The organism is Pseudomonas sp. GW821-FHT10B02 (genome assembly GCF_059415665.1).
In genome coordinates this window covers 19915-43730 of the sequence record NZ_JBWKNR010000022.1, presented here as the reverse complement: position 1 = coordinate 43730, position 23816 = coordinate 19915, and the positions used below count along the sequence as shown (strand labels likewise).

The 23816-nt window shown below is 60.8% G+C and carries 24 protein-coding genes and 2 tRNA genes; 6 read left to right on the top strand and 20 right to left on the bottom strand.

What is annotated here, in order from left to right; all coding sequences use genetic code 11:
* Both AC07OF_RS24840 and gltX read right to left on the bottom strand, forming a co-directional pair.
* Window positions 1-76 (bottom strand) — tRNA-Ala (locus AC07OF_RS24840).
* A 300-nt stretch (window positions 77-376) separates the two neighbouring features.
* Window positions 377-1858 (bottom strand): glutamate--tRNA ligase, encoded by a 1482-nt coding sequence (gltX, locus tag AC07OF_RS24835; RefSeq protein WP_038608639.1) that lies wholly within the window; start codon window positions 1856-1858, stop codon window positions 377-379.
* A gap of 144 nt (window positions 1859-2002) precedes the next feature.
* Between gltX and AC07OF_RS24830 the strand changes: the two genes are divergently transcribed.
* Both AC07OF_RS24830 and AC07OF_RS24825 read left to right on the top strand, forming a co-directional pair.
* Window positions 2003-3052 (top strand): HlyD family secretion protein, encoded by a 1050-nt coding sequence (locus tag AC07OF_RS24830; RefSeq protein ID WP_157191746.1) that lies wholly within the window; start codon window positions 2003-2005, stop codon window positions 3050-3052.
* Window positions 3042-4592: an MDR family MFS transporter gene (locus AC07OF_RS24825; RefSeq protein ID WP_157191745.1), complete on the top strand. Its 1551-nt coding sequence runs from the start codon at window positions 3042-3044 to the stop codon at window positions 4590-4592. The genes AC07OF_RS24830 and AC07OF_RS24825 overlap by 11 nt, the downstream gene beginning before the upstream one ends.
* Window positions 4593-4652: 60 nt before the next feature.
* Here AC07OF_RS24825 and uvrB read toward each other — a convergent pair whose 3' ends face one another.
* A complete protein-coding gene (gene uvrB, locus AC07OF_RS24820) occupies window positions 4653-6668 on the bottom strand; it encodes an excinuclease ABC subunit UvrB (protein ID WP_157191744.1) in 2016 nt (671 codons plus the stop codon).
* A 298-nt stretch (window positions 6669-6966) separates the two neighbouring features.
* On the opposite strand from uvrB, the gene AC07OF_RS24815 reads away from it, so the two are divergent.
* Window positions 6967-8163, top strand: a complete 1197-nt coding sequence (locus AC07OF_RS24815) for an amino acid aminotransferase (RefSeq protein WP_191833386.1) — start codon at window positions 6967-6969, stop codon at window positions 8161-8163.
* A gap of 62 nt (window positions 8164-8225) precedes the next feature.
* Window positions 8226-8301, top strand: a tRNA-Asn gene (locus tag AC07OF_RS24810).
* Between the two features lie 74 nt (window positions 8302-8375).
* On the opposite strand, the gene AC07OF_RS24805 is transcribed toward AC07OF_RS24810, so the two are convergent.
* The 5 genes from AC07OF_RS24805 to AC07OF_RS24785 form a co-directional block, all read right to left on the bottom strand.
* Window positions 8376-8798 (bottom strand): cupin domain-containing protein, encoded by a 423-nt coding sequence (locus AC07OF_RS24805; protein ID WP_157191742.1) that lies wholly within the window; start codon window positions 8796-8798, stop codon window positions 8376-8378.
* 90 nt (window positions 8799-8888) lie between these two features.
* Entirely contained in the window at window positions 8889-9449 is a 561-nt protein-coding gene (locus tag AC07OF_RS24800) for a DUF1285 domain-containing protein (protein ID WP_157191741.1), read from the bottom strand.
* A 10-nt stretch (window positions 9450-9459) separates the two neighbouring features.
* Entirely contained in the window at window positions 9460-10065 is a 606-nt protein-coding gene (locus tag AC07OF_RS24795; RefSeq protein ID WP_157191740.1) for a DUF4823 domain-containing protein, read from the bottom strand.
* Between the two features lie 66 nt (window positions 10066-10131).
* Complete coding sequence (locus AC07OF_RS24790) at window positions 10132-11100, bottom strand: GTP 3',8-cyclase MoaA (RefSeq protein WP_495073611.1); 969 nt, start codon at window positions 11098-11100, stop codon at window positions 10132-10134.
* A gap of 127 nt (window positions 11101-11227) precedes the next feature.
* On the bottom strand, window positions 11228-11866 hold the full coding sequence (locus AC07OF_RS24785; protein WP_038608617.1) for a TetR/AcrR family transcriptional regulator: 639 nt from the start codon (window positions 11864-11866) through the stop codon (window positions 11228-11230).
* A gap of 72 nt (window positions 11867-11938) precedes the next feature.
* On the opposite strand from AC07OF_RS24785, the gene AC07OF_RS24780 reads away from it, so the two are divergent.
* The gene (locus AC07OF_RS24780; RefSeq protein WP_495073610.1) at window positions 11939-13072 is read left to right on the top strand and encodes an aminotransferase class V-fold PLP-dependent enzyme; all 1134 of its coding nucleotides are present in this window, start codon (window positions 11939-11941) and stop codon (window positions 13070-13072) included.
* 305 nt (window positions 13073-13377) lie between these two features.
* On the opposite strand, the gene AC07OF_RS24775 is transcribed toward AC07OF_RS24780, so the two are convergent.
* The 12 genes from AC07OF_RS24775 to AC07OF_RS24720 form a co-directional block, all read right to left on the bottom strand.
* Window positions 13378-14157, bottom strand: coding sequence for a TatD family hydrolase (locus tag AC07OF_RS24775; RefSeq protein ID WP_495073609.1), 780 nt, complete (start codon window positions 14155-14157; stop codon window positions 13378-13380).
* Window positions 14158-14200: 43 nt separating this feature from the next.
* A complete protein-coding gene (locus tag AC07OF_RS24770) occupies window positions 14201-15187 on the bottom strand; it encodes a DNA polymerase III subunit delta' (protein ID WP_495073608.1) in 987 nt (328 codons plus the stop codon).
* On the bottom strand, window positions 15180-15812 hold the full coding sequence (gene tmk / locus AC07OF_RS24765) for a dTMP kinase (RefSeq protein WP_157191735.1): 633 nt from the start codon (window positions 15810-15812) through the stop codon (window positions 15180-15182). The genes AC07OF_RS24770 and tmk overlap by 8 nt, the downstream gene beginning before the upstream one ends.
* A 19-nt stretch (window positions 15813-15831) precedes the next feature.
* Window positions 15832-16980 carry an endolytic transglycosylase MltG gene (mltG, locus tag AC07OF_RS24760; protein ID WP_495073607.1) on the bottom strand — a complete coding sequence of 383 codons (1149 nt, stop codon included), beginning with the start codon at window positions 16978-16980 and terminating at the stop codon, window positions 15832-15834.
* 3 nt (window positions 16981-16983) lie between these two features.
* Complete coding sequence (pabC, locus tag AC07OF_RS24755; protein WP_495073606.1) at window positions 16984-17799, bottom strand: aminodeoxychorismate lyase; 816 nt, start codon at window positions 17797-17799, stop codon at window positions 16984-16986.
* Window positions 17799-19043 carry a beta-ketoacyl-ACP synthase II gene (gene fabF, locus AC07OF_RS24750; protein WP_476445639.1) on the bottom strand — a complete coding sequence of 415 codons (1245 nt, stop codon included), beginning with the start codon at window positions 19041-19043 and terminating at the stop codon, window positions 17799-17801. The genes pabC and fabF overlap by 1 nt, the downstream gene beginning before the upstream one ends.
* A gap of 104 nt (window positions 19044-19147) precedes the next feature.
* Window positions 19148-19384, bottom strand: a complete 237-nt coding sequence (gene acpP / locus AC07OF_RS24745; protein ID WP_003175607.1) for an acyl carrier protein — start codon at window positions 19382-19384, stop codon at window positions 19148-19150.
* Between the two features lie 195 nt (window positions 19385-19579).
* Window positions 19580-20320, bottom strand: coding sequence for a 3-oxoacyl-ACP reductase FabG (gene fabG / locus AC07OF_RS24740; protein ID WP_038608595.1), 741 nt, complete (start codon window positions 20318-20320; stop codon window positions 19580-19582).
* 16 nt (window positions 20321-20336) lie between these two features.
* Entirely contained in the window at window positions 20337-21275 is a 939-nt protein-coding gene (fabD, locus tag AC07OF_RS24735) for an ACP S-malonyltransferase (RefSeq protein WP_157191732.1), read from the bottom strand.
* A 129-nt stretch (window positions 21276-21404) separates the two neighbouring features.
* The gene (plsX, locus tag AC07OF_RS24730) at window positions 21405-22415 is read right to left on the bottom strand and encodes a phosphate acyltransferase PlsX (RefSeq protein WP_075226459.1); all 1011 of its coding nucleotides are present in this window, start codon (window positions 22413-22415) and stop codon (window positions 21405-21407) included.
* A 3-nt stretch (window positions 22416-22418) separates the two neighbouring features.
* Entirely contained in the window at window positions 22419-22601 is a 183-nt protein-coding gene (gene rpmF / locus AC07OF_RS24725; RefSeq protein ID WP_010223221.1) for a 50S ribosomal protein L32, read from the bottom strand.
* 13 nt (window positions 22602-22614) lie between these two features.
* Complete coding sequence (locus tag AC07OF_RS24720; protein ID WP_191833376.1) at window positions 22615-23142, bottom strand: YceD family protein; 528 nt, start codon at window positions 23140-23142, stop codon at window positions 22615-22617.
* A gap of 95 nt (window positions 23143-23237) precedes the next feature.
* Between AC07OF_RS24720 and AC07OF_RS24715 the strand changes: the two genes are divergently transcribed.
* Window positions 23238-23816, top strand: a complete 579-nt coding sequence (locus AC07OF_RS24715) for a Maf family protein (RefSeq protein ID WP_157191730.1) — start codon at window positions 23238-23240, stop codon at window positions 23814-23816.

Below are 23816 nucleotides of genomic sequence, written 5' to 3'. Positions count from 1 at the left end.
TGGTGGAGCTAAGCGGGATCGAACCGCTGACCTCCTGCATGCCATGCAGGCGCTCTCCCAGCTGAGCTATAGCCCCACAATGTCGCTTTGAACTGAATCGCTTGGCTGGGTGCTTCGCGTTTCGTTTCGTTCATCGCTGTGGACGGGGCGCATATTAAGATCGGATTGCAGACCTGTCAAATAAATTTTCAACAAAATCCAAAAAAAATTTCCGAGATAACAAACACTTACCGTACCACTGCGGCAAACACCCCGGTTTTACTGGGGTGAGACCCTGTGGGAGCCGGCCTTGCCGGCGATCCAGACACCGCGCAATAGCTGGCACTGCGCGGATCCCATCGCCGGCAAGGCCGGCTCCCACACTGGAGAAGCGTTATCAGGCAATGGTGCCCAACAGCTTCTCCCACTCTTTGTTTTCTTTCTTCGACACACCACCGAGCAGGTCCAGAGCCTGACGCAGGCGATAGCGGGTCAGGTCCGGGCCGAGGATTTCCATGGCGTCGAGTACCGACACCGAGCTGGCCTGGCCGCTGATCGCGGCGAACATCAGCGGCATGGCATCACGCAGCTTCAGCTCCAGGGCCTCGACCACGGCCTGGATGCAACCGGTAATGCGGTCTTTTTCCCACTGACGCAGGCTTTCCAGCTTCCACAGGATCAACTGGATAACCTGACGCACCTGGTCGGCCGACAGTTTTTTGTGCTCGAACAGCTTGGCATCGAGCTTGAGCGCGCCTTCAAAGAAGAAGCCGCCCAGCGGTGCGATCTGACTGAAGGTCTCTACCCTGCCCTGCACATGTGGCGCGATCTTCATCATGTAGTCGCTGTTGAACGCCCACTTCTGCACCCGCGCGGCGAACTCTTCCACCGGCAGGTCGCGCAGCCACTGGCCGTTGAGCCAGGACAGCTTCTCGATGTCGAAAATCGGCCCGCCCAGGGAAACCCGCGACAGGTCGAAGTGCTCGACCATCTCGGCCAGGGAGAACTTTTCACGCTCGTCCGGCATCGACCAGCCCATGCGCCCCAGGTAGTTGAGCATCGCTTCCGGCATGAAGCCCATGCGCTCGTAGAAGGTCACCGAGGTCGGGTTCTTGCGCTTGGACAGCTTGCTCTTGTCCGGGTTACGCAGCAGCGGCATGTAGCACAGGGTCGGCTGTTCCCAACCGAAGTACTCGTACAGCTTGATCAGCTTGGGCGCCGACGGCAGCCATTCTTCACCGCGCAGCACGTGGGTGATGCCCATCAGGTGGTCGTCGACGACGTTGGCCAGGAAGTAGGTCGGCAGGCCGTCGGTCTTCATCAGTACCTGCATGTCCATGCGGTCCCACGGGATCTCGACATCGCCACGGAGCATGTCCGGCACCACGCAGACGCCTTCGCTCGGCACCTTCATGCGGATCACATGCGGCTCGCCAGCGGCCAGGCGGCGCTGCACTTCTTCGGCCGACAGCAGCAAGGCGCGACCGTCGTAGCGCGGGGTTTCGCCACGGGCCATCTGCTCGGCACGCATCTGGTCCAGCTCTTCGGCGGTGCAGAAGCACGGGAAGGCGTGGCCCATGTCGACCAGTTGCTGGGCGTACTGCTTGTAGATGTCGCCGCGCTCGCTCTGCCGGTACGGGCCATGCGGGCCGCCGACGTCCGGACCTTCGCTCCACTCGATGCCGAGCCAGCGCAGGGCGTCGAAGATCTGCTGTTCGGACTCGCGGGTCGAACGCAGCTGGTCGGTATCTTCAATACGCAGGATGAACTCGCCGCCGTGCTGCTTGGCAAAGCAGTAGTTGAACAGGGCGATGTAGGCGGTGCCGACGTGGGGATCGCCAGTAGGCGAAGGCGCGATACGCGTGCGAACGGTGGTCATGAGAGTCTCGAACTAGAGATGAATCAAAGGCTGGATGTTAACAGGGAGCAGGCACCGGGCTCCAGCAATGGGCGCGATCAGCACTTGTGGTGGTGGATCCAAACACGGTTAAATTTGCTTACATTTTTGGAACGATAGTACCCCATGCCCGCTCAACTCAAACGCCGCCTGCTGGTTTTCCTGACCCTGGTTCTGTTCATCGCCCTCGCCTTTTTCGCCCACTGGTATGTCAAAGGACGCTTCTACGAGAGCACCGACAACGCTTATGTACAGGGTGAAATCACCCGGGTTTCCAGCCAGCTCAGCGCGCGCATCGATGAAGTCCTGGTTCAGGACAACCAGCATGTGGCCAAGGGCGATCTGCTGGTACGCCTTGAGCCGGACGATTTCCGCCTGGCCGTGGAACGCGCCCGCGCCGCCCTCGCCACCCGTGAAGCCGAGCGCCTGCAAGCCGAAAGCCGTCTGACCCAACAATCCAGCCTGATTGCCGCCGGCCAGGCCCAGGTCGCCGCCAACCAGGCCACCCTGGGGCGCGCCGAGCTGGACCTCAACCGTGCTCAGGCCCTGCGCAAACCGGGCTTTGTCTCTGAAGAGCGGGTAACCACCCTGTCGGCAGAGAACCACGTCGCCCGCTCCCAGGTGAGCAAGGCGCAGGCCGACCTGCAAGGCCAGCGTCAGCAGATCAACGCCCTGAGCGCTGAAATCAAGCGCCTGGACGCGCAGATCGTCAATGCCCGTGCCGAACTGGCCCAGGCCGAGCTGAACCTGACCCGTAGCGAAATCCACGCGCCGATCAGCGGCATGATCGGCCAGCGTGCCGCCCGTAACGGTCAGGTGGTGCAGGCTGGCGCCTACCTGTTGTCGATCGTTCCGGACCAGGACATCTGGATCCAGGCCAACTTCAAGGAAACCCAGATCGGCCGCATGCTGCCTGGCCAGGCCGCCGAACTGGTGTTCGACAGCTATCCCGACACGCCGATCGCAGCCCGGGTCGACAGCCTGTTCGCCGCCTCCGGCGCCCAGTTCAGCCTGCTGCCACCCGACAACGCCACCGGCAACTTCACCAAGGTGGTACAGCGTATTCCGGTGAAGCTGACCTTCGCCGCCGACAACCCGCTGAGCGGCAGGATCCGCCCGGGCATGTCGGTCACCGCCACTGTGGACATCCGGGACACTACCGACAATGGCCGGTGATTCGCTGATCCGTCCTGTCGGCGAACCCAGCCGACGCGACTGGATCGCGGTGATGAGCGTGATGCTCGGCGCCTTCATGGCGGTGCTCGACATCCAGATCACCAACTCCTCGCTCAAGGACATCCAGGGCGCCCTCTCGGCCACCCTCGAGGAAGGCTCGTGGATCTCCACCTCGTACCTGGTGGCCGAGATCATCATGATTCCGCTGACCGCCTGGCTGGTGCAGTTGCTGTCGGCACGGCGCCTGGCAGTGTGGGTGTCGCTGGGCTTTCTGGTGTCGTCGTTGCTGTGCTCGATGGCCTGGAACCTGGAGAGCATGATCATCTTCCGCGCCATGCAGGGCTTTACCGGTGGCGCGCTGATTCCCCTGGCGTTCACCCTGACCCTGATCAAGCTGCCCGAACACCATCGCGCCAAAGGCATGGCGATGTTTGCCATGACCGCCACCTTTGCCCCCTCCATCGGCCCTACCCTGGGTGGCTGGCTGACCGAAAACTGGGGCTGGGAGTACATTTTCTACATCAACATCCCGCCCGGCCTGATCATGATCGGCGGCCTGCTGTATGGCCTGGAAAAGAAAGAATCGCACTGGGAACTGCTGAAAAGCACCGATTACGCCGGCATTGTTACGCTTGGCGTCGGCCTGGGCTGCCTGCAAGTGTTCCTGGAAGAAGGTCATCGCAAGGACTGGCTGGAGTCGAGCCTGATCGTCAGCCTCGGCAGCATCGCCCTGGTGAGCCTGATCACCTTTGTGATCCTGCAGTTTTCCAAACCCAATCCACTGATCAACCTGCGCATTCTCGGTAATCGCAATTTCGGTCTGTCGAGTATCGCCAGCCTGGGGATGGGGGTGGGTTTGTATGGCTCGATCTACCTGCTGCCGCTGTACCTGGCACAAATCCAGAACTACAACGCTTTGCAGATCGGCGAAGTGATCATGTGGATGGGTATTCCGCAGCTGTTTCTGATTCCGCTGGTGCCGCAGCTGATGAAGGTGATTTCACCAAAGATTCTCTGCACCCTGGGTTTCGGCCTGTTCGGCCTGGCCAGCTTCGGTTCCGGGGTACTCAATCCGGACTTCGCCGGCGAACAGTTCAACCATATCCAGATCATCCGCGCCCTTGGCCAGCCGATGATCATGGTGACCATCTCGTTGATCGCCACCAGCTACATCCTGCCTCAGGATGCAGGCTCGGCGTCGAGCCTGTTCAACATCCTGCGCAACCTTGGCGGTGCCATTGGCATTGCCTTGCTGGCGACGCTGCTGGATGCACGAACCAAGGTGTACTTCGATTACTTGCGTGAGTCCGTCGTGCCGAGCAACCCTCAGGTGGCAGAGCGCCTGGCGCAGCTTTCGGAACGCCTGGGAAGCGATGGCGCGGCGCTGGGCAAGCTGAGTGAAATCACCCATCAGCAGGCGATGATCATGGCTTACAACGATGCCTTCCATTTTGTCGGTATCGGTCTGGCGATCAGCATGCTGGCGGTGATGATGACGCGCAAGTTGCCGCTGGGGTTGAAGGCAGGGGAAGCTCATTGATCGCATCGCGGGGCAAGCCCGCTCCCACTGTGGGAGCGGGCTTGCCCCGCGATGAGGACCTCAAACCGTAAGTAAACGCTCGCGCAAAGCAGTAATTTCGTCGCGCATCTGCGCCGCCGCCTCGAACTCCAGGTCCCGCGCCAACTGGTACATCTTCTCTTCCAGCAGCTTGATCCGCTTGGCAATCTCGCCAGGTGAGCGCAACTCGGCTTCGTAGCGCGCGCTTTCTTCGGCGGCTTTGGCCATGCCCTTGCGCTTCTTGCTGCGCGAGCCGGGCACGTTGGCGCCTTCCATGATGTCGGTGATGTCCTTGACCACACCTTTGGGGACGATGCCGTTGGCTTCGTTGAAGGCAATCTGCTTGTCACGACGACGCTCGGTTTCACCGATAGCCCGCTCCATCGAGCCGGTAATTCTGTCGGCATAGAGGATCGCCCGGCCATTGAGGTTGCGCGCTGCCCGGCCGATGGTCTGGATCAATGAACGCTCGGAACGCAGGAAACCTTCCTTGTCGGCATCGAGGATCGCCACCAGCGACACCTCGGGCATGTCCAGACCTTCGCGCAACAGGTTGATCCCCACCAGCACATCGAAGGTCCCCAGGCGCAGGTCGCGGATGATCTCGACGCGCTCCACGGTGTCGATGTCCGAATGCAGGTAGCGCACCCGCACGTCGTGATCGGCGAGGTAATCAGTGAGGTCTTCGGCCATGCGTTTGGTCAGGGTAGTGACCAGCACACGCTCTTCCACGGCAACACGCTTGCGGATTTCCGAGAGCAGGTCGTCGACCTGGGTGGTGGCCGGACGCACTTCAACCTGAGGATCGACCAGACCGGTCGGCCGCACCACCTGCTCCACAACCCGGCCGGCATGCTCGGCCTCATAGTTCCCGGGCGTGGCGGAAACGAAGATGGTCTGCGGACTGACGCTTTCCCACTCATCGAAACGCATCGGCCGGTTGTCCAGCGCCGAAGGCAGGCGGAAGCCGTACTCGACCAGGGTTTCCTTGCGCGAGCGGTCGCCCTTGTACATCGCCCCGACCTGCGGAACGCTGACATGCGACTCGTCGATCACCAGCAATGAATCAGCCGGCAGATAATCGTAGAGGGTCGGTGGCGGCGCTCCGGCCGGACGGCCGGAGAGGTAGCGCGAGTAGTTCTCGATGCCGTTGCAGTAACCCAGCTCGAGGATCATTTCCAGATCGAATCGGGTGCGTTGCTCCAGGCGCTGGGCCTCGACCAGCTTGTTGGCCTTGTGCAGGTACTCCAGCCGTTGCTGCAACTCCTCCTTGATGCCCTCCACCGCCTCAAGCAGGGTTTCGCGCGGGGTCACGTAGTGGCTCTTGGGGTAGAAGGTGAAACGCGGCAACTTGCGGATCACTTCGCCGGTCAGCGGATCGAAGGCGGCAATGTTCTCCACTTCGTCATCGAACAGCTCGATGCGGATGGCTTCGAGGTCCGATTCGGCCGGGAAGATATCAATCACATCACCACGCACACGGAAGGTGGCGCGGGCAAAGTCCATTTCGTTGCGGGTGTACTGCAAGTCTGCCAAGCGGCGCAGCAAGGCGCGCTGGTCAAGCTTGTCGCCACGGTCCACGTGCAGGACCATCTTCAGGTAGGTTTCCGGACTGCCCAGACCGTAGATGCAGGACACCGTGGTAACGATGATCGCATCGCGACGCTCCAGCAGCGCCTTGGTTGCCGACAGGCGCATCTGCTCGATATGGTCGTTGATCGAGGCATCCTTCTCGATGAAGGTATCGGACGACGGCACATAGGCTTCGGGCTGGTAGTAGTCGTAGTAGGAAACGAAGTACTCCACGGCATTGTTGGGGAAAAATGCCTTGAACTCGCCGTACAGCTGCGCTGCCAGGGTCTTGTTCGGCGCCAGCACCAAGGTCGGCCGCTGCACCTGGGCGATCACGTTGGCGATGCTGAAGGTCTTGCCCGAGCCAGTCACCCCGAGCAGGGTCTGATGCGCCAGGCCCGCTTCGATGCCTTCGACCATCAGGCGAATGGCTTCGGGCTGGTCGCCGGCCGGCTGGAAACGGGTGACGAGCTGAAACTCGGACATGACAAACCTCTGTGTAATCGCGACGTTTTATCGCAGACGCTGGCAACTGTATTTATAGACAGTACTTATACCGAATTAGGGCTCTCGAACGCCAGTTTCAACGCAATGATGTGAGTATGGACCGGTCAATTCGACTAACGGTCGAAAAATAATCGGCGAAACAACAGGAAAAGCTGCGTCAGACTGTCGCCGTGACCGATGGGTATCACTATACTGACTCCCCGTTTGTGCACCGCTCTAGTGCATTCGACTGGAGCGTGCGGACCTCTTCCACTCTCCATTCAGAGCCAAGGTAATAATGAGCCTGTTTTCCGCTGTCGAGCTGGCACCACGCGACCCCATTCTGGGCCTCAACGAAGCTTTCAACGCCGATACCCGTAGCAACAAGGTCAACCTGGGTGTAGGTGTTTACTGCAACGAAGAAGGGCGTATCCCACTGCTGCGTGCAGTGATCGAAGCCGAAACCCAGCGCGCTGCCCAGCACGCTTCCCGCGGTTACCTGCCGATCGACGGCATCGCCGCCTACGACCAGGCCGTACAGAAGCTGCTGTTCGGTGCCGAGTCGCCGCTGCTGGCTGCTGGCCGGGTTATCACCACTCAGGCCGTTGGCGGTACCGGCGCGCTGAAGATCGGTGCCGACTTCCTCAAGCAGGTTTCGCCAAACGCCGTAGTGGCCATCAGCGACCCGAGCTGGGAAAACCACCGTGCCCTGTTTGAAACCGCCGGTTTCCCGGTGCAGAACTACCGCTACTACGACGCCGCTACTCACGACGTCAACCGCAGCGGCATGCTCGAAGACCTCAACGCCCTGCCGTCCGGCTCGATCATCGTGCTACACGCCTGCTGCCATAACCCGACCGGCGTCGACCTGAGCCTGGACGACTGGAAAAATGTTCTGGAAGTGGTCAAGGCCAAGGGCCATGTGCCATTCCTCGACATGGCCTACCAGGGCTTTGGCGACGGCATCTACGAAGACGCCTTCGCCGTGCGCCTGTTCGCCGAGTCGGGCCTGAACTTCTTCGTCTCCAGCTCGTTCTCCAAATCCTTCTCGCTGTACGGCGAGCGCGTGGGTGCGCTGTCGATCATCACCGAGTCCAAGGAAGAGAGCGCGCGCGTGCTGTCGCAGGTCAAGCGCGTGATCCGCACCAACTACTCCAACCCGCCGACCCACGGCGCCACCATCGTCGCCACCGTGCTCAACAGCCCGGAACTGCGTGCGATGTGGGAAGAGGAACTGGGTGAGATGCGCCAGCGCATCCACGGCATGCGCAAGCAGATGGTTGAGCTGCTGGCGGCCCAGGCACCTGAGCACGACTTCAGCTTCGTCGCCCGTCAGCGCGGCATGTTCTCGTACTCGGGCCTGAGCGTCGATCAGGTCGCACGCCTGAAGAACGAGTTCGGCATCTACGCGCTGGATACCGGTCGTATCTGCGTGGCCACCCTGAATCAGAGCAACATCGATGTGGTGACCAAGGCTATCGTCGAGGTCCTGTAACTGACTTTTTGCCAGGGGGAGGCTTGACTTCCCCTTAGCAATCAGTAAGATACGCCACAGATTCCGCGATAGCTCAGTCGGTAGAGCAAATGACTGTTAATCATTGGGTCCCAGGTTCGAGTCCTGGTCGCGGAGCCAAACACTTGAAAAACCTCCAGTTGCGTTGAGCACTGGAGGTTTTTTCGTTTCAGCCTCTCGGCATTTACCCAGCCCTACGGCTGATAAGGCTCGGTCACTGGCCGCTGCTCATCCACCAGCGACCACACCAGCAATTTTGCCGGTTTTGTCTCACTGGCATTGTAAGACACCAGGTGCACCGACCCCGGCGCTTCGTACCAGAACTCACCCGCCTTGTAAGTCACCGGCCTGGGCTCGCCCTTGAGCTGGGACACCACCGTGCCTTCGAGCACATAAGCCATGACTGCTCCCGGATGCTGATGCGCCACGGACTTCTGCCCTGGTGCATAACTGACCGTGAGCATGATGGCTTTCTTGCCAGCGGCATTGCTCGGCAATTGCTCTTGCAGGATCTTGACCGCCTCCTGGCCCGGCTCCGGACCATGGGCCCAAGCGCCCGGCAGGGTAAACAGGCTAGCGACGATCAGGGTGCTGACAGGTAACAGACGCGGTTTCATTGGCACGGCCTCGTGATGGGGAATAGCGGCAGGTTATGCCGGCCACCACGAGGTAAAAAGCGCCAATTCGGGGAAAAACGCGGAGGCTAATCAGCTGCGACCAATAGGATAGAAGGTGCCGCTGCTCCAGACCCCCAGCCATTGCTCCCCGGCAATCTGCTGCGGTACGGCCAGCTCCACCAGCTGATAAAACACATTGCGATGGATCAGCGCCTCAAGGTTGCTGCGCATGTGCACATAGGGCGAAGGCTCCTGGGTCTGCGCATCGATTTCGAAACGCAAAGGGTGCTCGGGGCCTGCTTCGACCTGATCCTCGACATTGCTGGTGAAGCGCAGTACCTGCTGCTCCCCCTCGCCCTCGACATCAAGGCTGACGGCAACAAATGGCGCATCATCGACCTTGATGCCGACCTTCTCCACCGGCGTCACCAGGAAGTAATCGTCGCCGTCGCGGCGAATGATGGTGGAGAACAACCGCACCATCGGCTTGCGCCCGATCGGCGTGCCCAGGTAGTACCAGGTACCGTCACGGGCGATACGCATGTCGATATCGCCACAGAAGTCCGGGTTCCACAGATGCACCGGTGGCAGCCCCTTTTCGGGCTTGGGAATCTGCGCCAGCAGATCAATGGCCTTGCCGGTATCGGTCATCACCCTCTCCTCAACGACTCATGCCCAAAAGGCTACGAGCGTAATCCTCAAGCGGCGGCCCTAGCAAATCTTCCGGCGTGTTGTCGTGAAACGTCAGCAATCCGCCACGGCTGTTGATCCGTGTGGTATCGATCAGGTAGCGGGTATTGGTTTCGATGAGCATCAACTGGATCACACCGGTATCGATACCCAGACGGTCGACGGCCTGCTCGTCATACCATTCATCGCCATTGCCGATACGGTCATCGGTACGGGCAAAGCGCGCATAGAGCAAGTAATGCGCACCCACTCCACGCGCTTCGACCAGGGCCTGCTCCAGCCCCAACGGCCCCTGAGCGCGACGGACCATGGGGAAGTATTCGACAAAGCCCTTGAAGGCTTCTTCGGCCACCACGTTGGGCCGTGGATAAGGACCCTTGCCAGGAGGGACGAAGGCACCCTGACCAATGTAAATGAATGAATCAGGCTGCAGGCGCACCGACAGCGAACGGCGGGTATCACTGTGATCGAGCAGACCGGCATCACTCATGTGATAACGGACACCCTCGCCCATATCGCTGACATTCATACAGCCGCCCAGCGCCATCAGCGCCAGCAGCAAAACCAGGCTACGCATCTATCCTCCAGTGGCCGGTGACGGAAAACCGGCGAACAGCTGACAGATGCAGCTTTTGCGCCAGTCTTAGCCACCGATGATTTTCATCACCGTTGCGCCACCGGAAAATGCCACCGGCTGCTTGTCGCCAAGGGCCTTGACCAGCAACCCCTGCAGCGCCGGCAAGGCCTGGTGGCGCGGCTTGTCGAGCAAGTCGCCGATATAGTGACGGTTGCTCGACGACAGACAGCCATGTAGCCAGCCGGTGGACGACAGGCGCAAGCGTGAACAGGTCCGGCAAAACGGTACGCTTTCGTTGGCGATCACGCCAAAGTAGCCCTGGCCGGGGATCTGATAGCGCAGCGCGGTGGCATCCACCGGCGCATTGGCCTGCAGGTATTCGTAACGCTCGCCGATCAACTGCAGCAAGTGCTCGAGGCTGACGAACTGCTGCAGGAAGGCATTGCTGTCACGGGCCAGGTGGCCCATGCGCATCAATTCGATAAAACGCAGCTCGTAGCCACGGGCCAGGCAGTACTCGAGCAGCGGCACCACCTGATCGAAGTTCTGTCCGCGCAACGGCACCATGTTGACCTTGATTTTCATCCCGGCCGCGCTGGCCTGCTCCATGCCATCGAGCACAGTGGCCAGGTCGCCACCACGGGCAATACGCCGGAAAGCATCAGGATCAAGGGTATCGAGGGAAACGTTGAGGCGGCGGATACCCGCCGCACGCAGCAATGGCAGTTTGCGCGACAATAACTGGCCATTGGTGGTCAGGCTGATTTCATCCAGGCCAAGGCCTGCGACCGAAGTCAGAAAGGTTTCAAGCTTGGGACTGACCAGCGGCTCGCCACCGGTAATGCGCAAACGCTCGATGCCGGCTGCTTCGATCAGGTAGGCCACAGCGCGGGCCATGGCCTCGGCAGACAGCTCATCCTGGGCCGCCACCAGACGCTTGCCGTCCGGTACGCAATAGGTGCAGGCATAGTTGCAGGCAGCGGTCAGGCTGACACGCAAATTGCGAAAACGCCTGCCTTGGCGGTCGACGATCATGGATGACTCCGGCATGGGTGAATCGGGCCTGCAAAACCTGACTCAAAAATCAGGTTTTTGCAAGCCTCATACCTGAGTATATTCCTGCAGGGGCCACGCCAGTAGTTTCGTTCGACTGCTGAACAGGTCAGCTGCCGGTGGCGTCCGGGTCACGCTTGCGCTTGTTGCCCATGCGCACGCCGATATCCATCAGGAACTGGAAAAAGCCTTCCTGGTCTTCCAGCACGTTGCTCCAGAACGGCGAGTGATACAGCGCCACCGCGCCATGCACCAGCGCCCAGGCAGCGCAGTAGTGGAAGTACGGCGGCACGTCTTCGAGCTTGCCTTCGCTGATGCGACCTTTGATCAGCAAGGTCAGACGGTCGAAATTGGAGGCACGGATCTTGTGCAGCTCCTCGACCATCTCCGGTACCTGGTTGCCCTTGACCACCTTCTCTTCGAGGCGGTCGAACAAGCGGTAACGCTGCGGATCGCGCATGCGGAATTCGAAGTAGGCACGCGACAGGGCTTCCTTGTCGCGATCAACATCGGCAGAGTGCAACAGTTCGTTCAAATCGCGCTCGTAGTCGAGCATCAGGCGCAGGTAGATCTCCGCCTTGGATTTGAAATGCTTGTAGATCGTGCCTTTGCCGATACCGACTGCATCAGCGATCATCTCGACGGTGACACTGTCTTCACCCTGTTCGAGAAACAGCTTGAGCGCGGTATCGAGAATTTCTTGCTCACGGCGACGAAACTCACGGACCTTACGAGGTTCTTTCTGCATAAGAAGGACTGGATCAAAATCGAAGCCGGTTATTATGCCTAACTTGCGCCAAAATGCACGGATCATCCGACCATGTCTATGTTTCTTGATGAGTTTGAACAGGCTCCGGGCCTTCGCTACCTGAACCACGCGGCCGTCGCTCCCTGGCCAAGAAGGGCCAGCCAGGCCGTTGCGCGCTTTGCCAACGAAAACGTTTGGCTCGGTGCCAGGGACTATCCGCACTGGATGGCGATGGAGCAGCGCCTGCGCGAACGCCTGATGCGCCTGACCAACGCACCCTCGACCGATGACATCGCTCTGGTCAAGAACACCTCAGAGGCCCTTTCGTTCGTTGCTTTCGGTATTGATTGGCAGGCCGGTGACCGGATCGTCATCAGCGATGAAGAGTTCCCCTCCAACCGCATCGTCTGGGAAGCCTTGGCCGACCGGGGCGTGGAAGTGATTCAGGTGAGCCTCAAGGGGCAGGATCCGGAAGCCGATCTGCTGGGCGCCTGTGGTCCGCGCGTGCGCCTGCTGGCGATCAGCGCCGTACAGTTCGCCAGCGGCCTGCGCCTCGACTTGGTGCGGCTCGGCCTGGGTTGCCGTGAGCGCAACGTACTGTTCTGCATCGATGCCATTCAGCAACTGGGCGCCCTGCCCTTCGACGTGCAAGCCTATCAGTGCGACTTCGCCATGGCCGATGGCCACAAGTGGATGCTTGGCCCGGAAGGCCTCGGCGTTTTCTATTGCCGCGCCGAGGTTCGCCCACAACTGAAGCTCAGCGAATACGGTTGGCACATGCTCGAACACATGGGCGACTACACCCGCACCGAGTGGGAGCCGGCCCGCAGCGCCCGGCGCTTTGAATGCGGCAGCCCGAACATGCTCGGCGCAGCGGCGCTGGACGCCAGCCTGTCGCTGCTGGAAGAAGTGGGGATGGAACAGGTATCGGCGCTGCTGGCAGAACGGGTGCAGTGGCTCTATGAGGGGCTGGCGGCTATTCCCGGTGTTCAACTGCACAGCCCGGAAGATCCGCAGCGCCGCTCCGGCATCGTTTCGTTCAGCATTGCCGGAGTGGACAATGCCCAGGCCTACAACCTACTGAAAGAGCAGCAGGTGATTTGCATCACCCGCGGGCCTGGCGTGCGCTTTTCCCCGCATTTCTACACGCCCAGACAGGTAATCGACGAAACTCTGGCAATTGTGCGGCAGATTGCAGAGCGATGAGTGCTCAGCAGCCGTGGCCGTATTCCAAATCTGTTTAAAAAACGAGCAATAGCCGCTGGCAGCCCGCCAATCCTGACCAATACTTCAGGTGTTGGCGTGGCGCATCCCCCCAAGTGGCGCGCCGATAAAGGTGCTCAGGGACCGCGTACCTTTGTTTTACTCCTAATGGTCTTAACCCGGATTCACCCCCCAGAACCCGGGTTTTTTTTGCCTGCGATTTCGGTGGGAGCGGGCTTGCCCCGCGATGCGATGCTGACTGCACCAACGTCATCGCGGGGCAAGCCCGCTCCCACCGAAGCCCGACCTTACAGACGCGCCAATGGGAACAGACGCTTGAAGTTCGCGGTGGTCTGTTCCGCCAATTGCTCGTACTTTTCACCTCGCACCATCGCCACGAACTCCGCCACTTCCCGTACATACTGCGGCAGGTTCGGTTTACCGCGATACGGAATCGGCGCCAGGTAAGGCGAGTCGGTTTCCACCAGCAGGCGATCGGCCGGCACTTGCCTGGCGACGTCGCGCAAGGCATCGGCATTGCGGAAGGTGACGATGCCGGACAACGAGATGTAGTAGCCAAGGTCCAGCGCTGCCTTGGCCATGTCCCAATCTTCGGTGAAGCAATGCAGCACACCGGCCTGACTCAGATCCGCTTCGCGCAACAGGTTCAGGGTGTCGGCACGCGCCGCACGGGTGTGAATGATCACCGGCTTGCCGGTAGTCTGCGCAGCCTGCAGGTGCAGGCGGAAGGACTCCTGCTGCACCTCGGCCGCTTCTGGCTCGTAGTGATAATCCAGCCCGGTTTCACCGATGGCCACCACATGCGGGTGCTCAAGCTCCCTGAGCAGCCACTCCAGCGGCGGCGCACCGTCGGGAGTCAGGTCCAGCGGATGGATGCCTACCGAGCAGTCAACGTCGCTGTAACGCTCACTCAGGTCTTTGACCGCCTTGGCGTTGTCGGCACTGACGCCGATGCACAGGAAATGGCCGACACCACGGGCGCGGGCAGCCTCAAGGGCCGCATCCAGAGAACCCTGGTGAGCGGTGAGGTCGAGACGATCGAGATGGCAATGGGAATCTACAAGCATGGGCAGATGACAACACTGAAAAGAAATAAAGGGGCAGCCCGGCTCAACGCTGGCCGGGCAACATGGCCCAGGAGGCCAGCAGCGCTTCGAGCAACAGCACGCGATTGAGATTGGCCTTGGCCAGGACTTTCTGGCGCTGGGCGAGAATCCAGTCCTGGATCTGCAGAACCTTGCCCTGGCCGCTCTTCTGCGCCAGGTACTGCACGACCTTGCGCATATCGTTCAAGCCTAAACCTTCCTCATCCTCGGTCAACTGGTAGCGCAGGACGAGATTCGACCAGTCACAGAACCAGTCGAACAGCAACAGCAAGGGAATGGCATTCCAGGCTTCGGCCAGCTGGCTCGGGGATTGCTGCTGTTTGAGCAGCTTTTTCACCCCGTCGACCACCAGTGCGCGCTGCTCGCGCACACCTTGCGCCTGCAGGCTGACCGCAGCCAGTGGCGAACCGGCAGCAAGGCTGAGCAGCTCCAGACGTTCCAGCTCATCGCACTCCGGCAAGGCTGTACTCAACCAGGCCAGGCTTTGCGTGGCGCTGGGCAAAGGACACGCCTGCTGCACACAACGACTCTTGATGGTCGGCAACAAACGGCTGGGCTGATGGCTGACCAGCAGCAACACGGTATTGCCGGACGGCTCTTCCAGGCTTTTGAGCAAGGCGTTGGCCGCATTGATGTTCATCGCCTCGACCGGCTCGATCAGCACCACCTTGCGCCCGCCCAACTGTGCGGTCTGAACCACAAAGGACACCAGGTCACGCACCTGGTCGACCTTGATCGGCTTGTCGGCCTCCTCCGGCTCCAGCACATAGTTGTCCGGATGACTGCCGGCGGCCAGCAACAGGCACGATTTGCACTGCCCGCACGCTTGCAGATTGGCCGGGCGCTGACACAGCAGCAAGGCCATCAGCCGCTCGGCCAGCGCGCGCTTGCCGATGCCTTGCGGTCCATGCAGCAGATAGGCGTGAGCGTGCTGGGGGCGTCCAGCCAGTTGTTGCCACAACGCCTGCTGCCAGGGGAAGGCCTCAGCCACGGCAGCGCTCCAGGATCTGCGGCAGCAAGGCATCCAGTGCTTGCTGCACTTGTGCCAGCGATTGCGAAGCATCGATTAGTTTGTACTGCTGCGGAGCTGCCTTAGCGCGTGCCAGGTAGGCTTGACGCACGGCCTCGAAAAAGGCCTGGCCTTCCTGCTCGAAACGGTCCAGGCGACCACGGGCCGCGGCGCGGGACAGGCCGATTTCCACCGGCAGATCGAAGACCAGGGTCAGGTCCGGGCGCAGCGTGCCCTGAACAAAATTTTCCAGTGTGGCAATGCGCTCCAGCGACAGGCCACGGCCACCACCCTGGTAGGCGTAGGTGGCATCGGTGAAACGGTCACAGAGCACCACTGCACCACGGGCCAGGGCCGGGCGAATCACTTCGGCCAGGTGCTGGGCACGGGCAGCGAACACCAGCAACAGTTCGGTGTCGGCATCCATTTTTTCGTCGCTGGGGGCCAGCAGCAGTTCGCGGATCCGCTCGGCCAGCGGCGTACCGCCTGGCTCACGGGTCAGCACCACATCCACACCCTGGGCACGCAGGTGCTCGGCCAGGTACTCGCGATTGGTGCTCTTGCCCGCGCCTTCGGGACCTTCCAGGGTGATAAACAAGCCGCTCACAGGCAGTCCTTACAGTTGATCATTGCGAAGAGGTTTCAGTGGCTGGCGCCGACGCTTCAGGCAACGGCTCCGGGCTAGCCTCAGTGGGTTCCGATGACTGCGGCTCGGCCTCGGGCTCAGGCTCGGATTCAGTCACCGGCGCCGGGCTCGAACGGTAATCGGCACGGCGCTTGATCTGGTACTCGCGGACCGCCGAATTGTGCGCATCCAGGTCGTCAGAGAAGATATGACTACCATCGCCACGGGCGACGAAGTACAGACTGCTGCCCGGCGTCGGGTTCAAGGCCGCGTGAATGGCTTCACGTCCGACCATGGCGATCGGCGTCGGTGGCAGGCCAGCATTGGTATAAGTGTTGTACGGCGTCGGTTCGCGCAGGTCGGCGCGGGTGATCTTGCCGTTGTAACGCTCTCCCATGCCGTAGATCACGGTCGGGTCGGTCTGCAGCAACATGCCGATGCGCATGCGACGCACGAACACCCCGGCGATCTGACCGCGCTCCTGCGGCACACCGGTCTCCTTCTCCACCAGCGACGCCATGATCAGCGCCTGGTACGGGTCACGATACGGCAGGTCGGCCGGACGCTCCGCCCATTCCTTGGCCAACACTTCGTCCAGGCGCGCATAGGCTTGCTGAAGGAACTCGACATCGGTCATGCCGCGCACGAAGCGATAGGTATCGGGGAAGAAGCGCCCTTCAGGGAACACCCCGGGGTGACCGAGCTTGTCCATCACCTCGGCATCACTGAGGCCATCAAGGGTCTGCTTGATTTTTTCATGCTTGGCCAACGCCGAGCGCACCTGGCGGAAGTTCCAGCCTTCGACCAGGGTCAGGCTGTACTGCACGACATCGCCACGACGCCAAACCTCGAACAGGTCGCGAACGGTCATACCCGGGGTCATGCGGTACTCGCCGGTGTGCAGCGGCACCCCCGCCATGTTGAAGCGCCAGTACAGACGCAACCAGAAGGCATCGTCCAGCAGGCCCTGACTCTCCATGCGATAGAACATGCGATTGGGGTTGGTACCCGTGGGCACGTCGAGCAATTGCTCCTGGCTAACGTGCAGGGTCTGCTCCAGCGCCGAATTCACTTTCCAGGCTGAAAAACCCAGGATCAGGCCCGCCAGAATCAATCCGGTTTCCAGCAGCACCAAGAATTTACGTCTCACAAATCAGGTATCCAGTAACGTACGGGCAATGGCCTGCAGTTTACGGGTGAGCGGACCCGGCGACCAGTTCAGCGATGCAAAAGCACGCACTGGCCAGACACCGTAGACGCTGTTGCAGACGAAGACTTCGTCTGCCTGCTCCAGGTCCTGCAGGGACAGATCGGTAATGTGCAGCGCAATCCCGACCTTTGCCGCGTGCTCGATCAGGGCCGCACGCATCACTCCGGCCACGCCACAGCGGCTCAGATCAGCCGTCAGCAGCTCGGCGCCGCGCACCAGGAACAGATTGCTATAGACCCCTTCGATGATGCGACCGGAAACATCGCGCATCAATCCTTCGGCATGCTCGGCATCCTGCCATTCGGCACGCGCCAGCACCTGTTCAAGTCGATTGAGGTGTTTGAGCCCGGCCAGCAGCGGTTGTTCCGCCAGGCGAGTGCTACAGGGAAAAAGACGAACCCCATGCTCGGCATGCTGGGCAGGATAAACGGGCAAGGGACTGCCCTGCAGGATACGCCGTGGTGCCGCGCCAGCAGCAGGCGCATAGCCACGCTGGCTGTCACCACGGACGAGAATCAGTTTGAGTACGCCGTCACCCAGCAAACTGGCGTAACGGCATAGCTCGTCGCGAATCAGGCCATGATCGGCGCTGATCGCCAGGCGCTGGCAACCCAGCGCCAGGCGCTCGAGATGATACTCGAGCAATGATGGCCGACCGGCCCTGACCGCAATGGTCTCGAACAGACCATCGCCGTAGGCCAGCGCACGGCTTTGCAGGTTGATTGCCTGCGCCGGCTGGCCATCGATCCAGCTGTGCATTACTCGGCGAACCGGCGGAACACCAGCGAGCCGTTGGTACCGCCAAACCCGAAGGAGTTGGACAGCACGACATCGATCGGCATGTTGCGCGCCTCATGCGGCACGAAATCCAGATCGCAACCTTCGCTTGGCTCATCGAGGTTGATGGTCGGCGGGGCTACCTGGCTGTTGATCGACAGCACGCTGAAGATCGCTTCCACTGCACCGGCGGCGCCCAGCAGGTGACCGGTCATCGACTTGGTCGAGCTGACCGCCAGCTTGTAGGCGTGGTCGCCGAACACCGACTTGATCGCCGACGCTTCAGCCAGGTCACCGGCCGGGGTCGAGGTGCCATGGGCGTTGATATAGTTCACCTGCTCAGCGTTCAGGCCGGCATCGCGCAAGGCGTTGACCATGCAGCGCGCTGCGCCGCTGCCATCTTCTGGCGGCGAGGTCATGTGGTAGGCGTCGCCACTCATGCCAAAACCAACCAGCTCGGCATAGATGGTCGCACCACGGGCCTTGGCGTGTTCGAGCTCTTCGAGCACCAGCGCACCGGCACCATCGGCAAGCACGAAGCCATCACGGCCCTTGTCCCACGGACGGCTGGCACGGGTCGGGTCGTCATTGCGGGTCGACAGCGCCCGCGAGGCACCGAAGCCGCCCATGCCCAGACCGCAGGCGGCCATTTCCGCACCGCCGGCAATCATCACGTCGGCTTCACCGAAGGCGATGTTGCGCGCCGCCATGCCGATACAGTGGGTACCGGTCGTGCAGGCCGTGGCAATGGCGTAGTTAGGTCCCTGTACACCCAGGTGGATCGACAGGAAACCGGAAATCATGTTGATGATCGAACCCGGTACGAAGAACGGCGAAATGCGCCGCGGGCCCTGCTCATGCAAAGTCCGGCTGGTTTCTTCGATATTGGTCAGGCCACCGATACCCGAGCCCATGGCCACGCCAATGCGCTCGCGGTTGGCATCGGTCACTTCCAGGCCGGCGTTACGCACTGCCTGAAAACCGGCTGCCAGGCCGTACTGAATGAACAGATCGAGCTTGCGGGCTTCCTTGACCGACAGGTACTGCTCAACCTCGAAGCCCTTTACCGAGCCGCCAAAACGGGTGGAGTAGGCAGACAGGTCCGTATGTTCAATCAGACCTATGCCACTGCGGCCAGCCAGAATGCCCTGCCAACTGCTCGGCACATCCGTACCCAGTGGCGACAGCATACCCATACCGGTGACCACGACGCGTCTACGCGACACAGCACTCTCCTTATTCAATTGACTACATCTCTTGTAAAGAAAAAACCGCACGCCGGCGAAGGCAGTGCGGTTTTTCCATGACAAGAAGCGACGACTACAACGTCTTAGGCCTGGTGGCTGGTGACGTAGTCGATAGCAGCTTGAACAGTAGTGATCTTCTCGGCTTCTTCGTCAGGGATTTCGGTCTCGAATTCCTCTTCCAGAGCCATCACCAGCTCAACGGTGTCAAGGGAATCGGCACCCAGATCTTCGACGAAGGAAGCAGTGTTCACTACTTCTTCTTCTTTAACGCCCAGTTGCTCGGCGACGATTTTCTTGACGCGTTCTTCGATGGTGCTCATACCTTGTTTTCACTCCTAATGGACATATGTCAGGCAGCTGGCCGGTGTGTAAGTGTATAGAAAGACGTCCGCTTTTCAAGCGCAACACGCCTCGCCAGACCACACCTGCCAACCGACTAGAATCTGGTTGCAGCTTTATAACGGATTTTAGACAGCTCGTATGACATTTTTTTGAAGCAATCCGTCACATTAGATTTACATGTACATGCCGCCGTTGACCGGAATGGTCGCGCCAGTCACGTAACCTGCGCCTTCAGAGGCCAGGAAAGCGACCACATTGGCGATTTCCTGAGCCTGGCCCAGACGCCCCAGCGGGATCTGGGTCTGCAGCGCTTCACGCTGGGCTTCAGGCAATTCGCGAGTCATGTCGGTGTCGATGAAGCCCGGGGTTACCGAGTTGACGGTGATCGCACGCGAGCCGACTTCACGGGCCAATGCACGACTGAAACCTTCCAGGCCGGCCTTGGCTGCAGCGTAGTTGACCTGCCCGGCATTACCCATGGCGCCGACTACCGAACCGATGCTGATGATACGACCCCAGCGCGCCTTGGTCATGCCGCGCAGCACGCCCTTGGACAGACGGTAGAGGCTGTTCAGGTTGGTGTCGATGACGTCGAACCACTCGTCGTCTTTCATGCGCATCATCAGGTTGTCACGGGTGATGCCGGCGTTGTTGACCAGAATGGTCGGCGCACCGAACTGCTCCTGGATCTTGGCCAGGGTGGCAGCGACCGACTCGTCGCTGGTCACGTTCAGCTCCAGACCGGTGCCGGTGATGCCGTGCTCCTTGAGGGTAGCGGCGATTCGCTCGGCACCCGAGGCGGAGGTCGCGGTACCGATCACGGTAGCGCCCAGACGGCCCAGCTCGAGGGCGATAGCCTGGCCGATACCACGGCTGGCGCCGGTCACCAGTGCAACTTTACCTTGCAGGCTCATGCAAGCTTCTCCTAAATCAGGCCAGCGCCGCGCGGGTGGCGGCGAAAGCATCCGGGGTATTGAGGTTAGAGGTGTTCACGCCATCGGCGCAGCGCTTGTTCAGGCCGGCCAGAACCTTGCCCGGACCGCACTCGACCAGCTGTACCGCGCCATTGGCGGCCAGGGTCTGTACGCATTCGACCCAGCGAACCGGCTTGTACAGCTGCTCGAGCAGGTCACGCTTGAGGGTGTCGAGGTCTGCGGCAACGGCAGCGCTGACGTTTTGCACCAGCGGAATCTGTGGGGCTTGCCAGTCGATGGCATTGACCGACTCGGCAAAACGCTCGGCAGCAGGACGCATCAGCTCGCAGTGCGATGGCACGCTGACCGGCAGCGGCAGCGCGCGCTTGGCGCCGGCAGCCTTGCAGGCTTCCATGGCGCGCTCGACAGCGGCCTTGGCGCCAGCGATCACGACCTGGCCTGGCGAGTTGAAGTTTACCGCGCTGACCACTTCGCCCTGAGCTGCTTCAGCGCAGATCCCCACGACGACAGCGTCGTCCAGACCGAGGATTGCCGCCATGGCGCCCTGCCCGGCCGGTACAGCCTCCTGCATGAGCTCGCCACGACGCTTGACCAGCTTCACCGCGTCGCCCAGGCTCAGGCTGCCAGCGGCAACCAGCGCGCTGTACTCGCCCAGGCTGTGGCCGGAAACGAAAGCCGGACGCGCACCGCCCTCTGCCAGCCACAGACGCCACAGGGCGATCGAGGCGGTGAGAATGGCCGGTTGGGTTTTGTCGGTTTGATTGAGTTGCTCTTCCGGACCCTCCTGGGTCAGCGCCCAGAGGTCATAGCCCAGAGCCTCGGAGGCCTCGCGGAAGGTATCAATGACCAGCGGATACTGGGCGCCCAGCTCGGCAAGCATGCCGAGGGACTGCGAACCTTGACCGGGAAAGACGAATGCGAGGGATGCAGACATTGAACAAGCCCCTAATGATCTTGTCGTCGGAAATGAAGCGCCCAGCGCCAGGCTGAGCACAAGAAACTGAAGACTTGGATGGTAATGAGGACCAAGCGGTCACATTTAACCACTTCCTGAGGCATATGCCTAAAGCAACAGATCTTCCAGACGCCCGTGCAGGCGCTGCGGCAGGTTCTCCTGAATCTCGATCAAAGCGCGCTGGATGGCGCTCTGAAAGCCCTGCACACCGGCAGAACCATGACTCTTGATGACGATCCCCTGCAAACCCAGAAAGCTTGCGCCATTATGCCGCGCCGGCGCCAGATCGGCCTGCAGACGCTTGAGCAGCGGCATGGCTACCGCACCGGCCAGGCGTGCACCGAGCCCGCCCTTGAACAGCGCCTCGATACGTGAACCGATCATGGTCGCCAGGCCTTCGCTGGACTTGAGCAGGATGTTGCCGACGAAGCCGTCGCAGACCACCACATCCGCTTCCCCACGGTACAACCCGTCGCCTTCGACGAAACCGATGTAGTTAAGCCCACGGGCATTCTGCAGCATGCTGGCTGCGAGCTTGACCTGCTGGTTGCCCTTGATGTCTTCGGTGCCGACATTCAGCAACGCCACACGCGGACGCGAGATACCCAGGGCTTGCGCAGCCACAGAGCCCATCACGGCAAACTGGAAGAGATTGTCGGCACTGCAATCGACATTGGCACCCAGGTCGAGCAGCTGGCAATAACCGGTCTGGGTGGGAATGGCTGCCACCATGGCCGGGCGGTCGATGCCGGGCAGGGTTTTCAGCACATAGCGCGACAGCGCCATCAGCGCGCCGGTATTACCGGCACTCACGCAGGCCTGAACCTTGCCATCACGCAATAATTCCAGGGCCACGCGCATGGACGAATCAGGCTTGCCACGCAACGCTTGCGAGGGCCGCTCATCCATGCCGATCACTTCGCTGGCTGCAACAATCTGCAGGCGCGCGCGATCCGCTGCCGACTGGCCAGCGATAAGGTCTTCTAGGAGGGAGGGTTGACCGACAAGGGTCAGGTGCAGCGAGGGGGTAGCCGACAGGCAAGCAATACTCGCCTGAACAATGCTGCGGGGACCGAAGTCCCCGCCCATTGCGTCAATCGCGATGATCTGAGCGGACAAGGATTACTCGTCAGCGCCCTTGTCGATCACTTTACGACCACGGTATACGCCTTCTGGCGATACGTGGTGACGCAGGTGTACTTCACCAGTGGTTTTCTCTACGGACAGAGCGTTTTCCGAGAGAGCGTCGTGCGAACGGCGCATGTCACGGGCAGAGCGGGATTTTTTGTTCTGCTGAACAGCCATAATTGATTAACTCCTAAACGTTTGGGTCACGCTTTAACTGCGCCAATACACTGAACGGGTTGGACCGTGTTACCTCGTCCTTGCTCGGTTCGGGCTCATCGGCGCCCGCCGGCTGCTGGCATTCTTCCGGATGATGAGCAGGCACGATGGGCAGGGCGAGCAAAAGCTCCTCCTCGACCAAAGCCTGCAGATCCAAAGGATCTTCGCCCAGTTCCAGCACGTCATAACCTTTCGGCAACGACTGGGTATTCGCACCCTCCTTCACCACAGCGTAAGTAGTTTCGCTGTGGATCGGCAGGGTGACCAGCTCAAGACAACGCTGGCAAACCATTTTGACTTCGACGCTCAGCTCGGTGTGGATAACCACAGCCTTCTGCTCGTCTCGCTCAAAATCGAATTTAGCCTGCACCGTACCGACATTGTCGGAAAGCGGGTCGCAGAGTCTCTCCAAATCGGCGAGCTGCAGTGTTCCTTCGAGGGAAACACCACGATCGGCCAATTTGCGCGGGTCAACGTGAGGTGGAATCGGGTCATTCAACATAGGCGCAGCATTCTAGGGATGACCCCCGCCCCTGTCAAAGGAAATTCGGCTCCGTTCAGCATGTTAGAATCGTTTCACCTGCCCTGGAGTTTATCATGCTGCCTTTATTACTGGCTTCCAGCTCGCCCTACCGGCGCGAATTGCTTGAACGCTTGCGCCTGCCCTTCAGCTGGGCCTCCCCTGATATTGACGAACAGCGCCTGCCCGAAGAGCCTGCCGTTGAGCTGGTCAAGCGCCTGGCCCGGGAGAAAGCCCAGGCCCTGGCCGCCAGCCACCCCGAGCACCTGATCATCGGCTCCGACCAGGTCGCCGTGCTCGGCGAACAGATTCTCGGCAAGCCGCACACCTTCGAACGGGCTTGCGAGCAATTGCTCGCCGCCAGCGGCAACCATGTCACCTTCCTTACCGGCCTTGCCCTGCTCAATAGCGCTACCGGCCACTGCCAGGTCGACTGCGTGCCGTTCACAGTGAACATGCGTGAACTGGACCTGGCGCGCATCGAGCGCTACCTGCGCGCTGAAGAGCCTTATGACTGCGCCGGCAGCTTCAAGGCCGAAGGTCTTGGCGTAAGCCTGTTCCAGTGCACACATGGCGTCGATGCCACCAGCCTGGTCGGCCTGCCGCTGATTCGATTGGTGGACATGCTCCTGGCCGAAGGCATCAACCTGCCCTGA

Bases quoted from the DNA above. Each gene is read 5' to 3' on its own strand.
- AC07OF_RS24785 (WP_038608617.1), bottom strand. From the start codon at position 11,866: ATGCAGAAAGAACCTCGTAAGGTCCGTGAGTTTCGTCGCCGTGAGCAA.
- acpP (WP_003175607.1), bottom strand. From the start codon at position 19,384: ATGAGCACCATCGAAGAACGCGTCAAGAAAATCGTCGCCGAGCAACTG.
- AC07OF_RS24720 (WP_191833376.1), bottom strand. From the start codon at position 23,142: ATGTTGAATGACCCGATTCCACCTCACGTTGACCCGCGCAAATTGGCC.
- uvrB (WP_157191744.1), bottom strand. From the start codon at position 6,668: ATGTCCGAGTTTCAGCTCGTCACCCGTTTCCAGCCGGCCGGCGACCAG.
- AC07OF_RS24780 (WP_495073610.1), top strand. From the start codon at position 11,939: ATGTCTATGTTTCTTGATGAGTTTGAACAGGCTCCGGGCCTTCGCTAC.
- AC07OF_RS24800 (WP_157191741.1), bottom strand. From the start codon at position 9,449: ATGACCGATACCGGCAAGGCCATTGATCTGCTGGCGCAGATTCCCAAG.
- AC07OF_RS24825 (WP_157191745.1), top strand. From the start codon at position 3,042: ATGGCCGGTGATTCGCTGATCCGTCCTGTCGGCGAACCCAGCCGACGC.
- AC07OF_RS24805 (WP_157191742.1), bottom strand. From the start codon at position 8,798: ATGAAACCGCGTCTGTTACCTGTCAGCACCCTGATCGTCGCTAGCCTG.
- AC07OF_RS24830 (WP_157191746.1), top strand. From the start codon at position 2,003: ATGCCCGCTCAACTCAAACGCCGCCTGCTGGTTTTCCTGACCCTGGTT.
- pabC (WP_495073606.1), bottom strand. From the start codon at position 17,799: ATGCACAGCTGGATCGATGGCCAGCCGGCGCAGGCAATCAACCTGCAA.
- AC07OF_RS24715 (WP_157191730.1), top strand. From the start codon at position 23,238: ATGCTGCCTTTATTACTGGCTTCCAGCTCGCCCTACCGGCGCGAATTG.
- fabG (WP_038608595.1), bottom strand. From the start codon at position 20,320: ATGAGCCTGCAAGGTAAAGTTGCACTGGTGACCGGCGCCAGCCGTGGT.
- AC07OF_RS24790 (WP_495073611.1), bottom strand. From the start codon at position 11,100: ATGATCGTCGACCGCCAAGGCAGGCGTTTTCGCAATTTGCGTGTCAGC.
- AC07OF_RS24795 (WP_157191740.1), bottom strand. From the start codon at position 10,065: ATGCGTAGCCTGGTTTTGCTGCTGGCGCTGATGGCGCTGGGCGGCTGT.
- fabD (WP_157191732.1), bottom strand. From the start codon at position 21,275: ATGTCTGCATCCCTCGCATTCGTCTTTCCCGGTCAAGGTTCGCAGTCC.
- AC07OF_RS24775 (WP_495073609.1), bottom strand. From the start codon at position 14,157: ATGCTTGTAGATTCCCATTGCCATCTCGATCGTCTCGACCTCACCGCT.
- gltX (WP_038608639.1), bottom strand. From the start codon at position 1,858: ATGACCACCGTTCGCACGCGTATCGCGCCTTCGCCTACTGGCGATCCC.
- rpmF (WP_010223221.1), bottom strand. From the start codon at position 22,601: ATGGCTGTTCAGCAGAACAAAAAATCCCGCTCTGCCCGTGACATGCGC.
- AC07OF_RS24815 (WP_191833386.1), top strand. From the start codon at position 6,967: ATGAGCCTGTTTTCCGCTGTCGAGCTGGCACCACGCGACCCCATTCTG.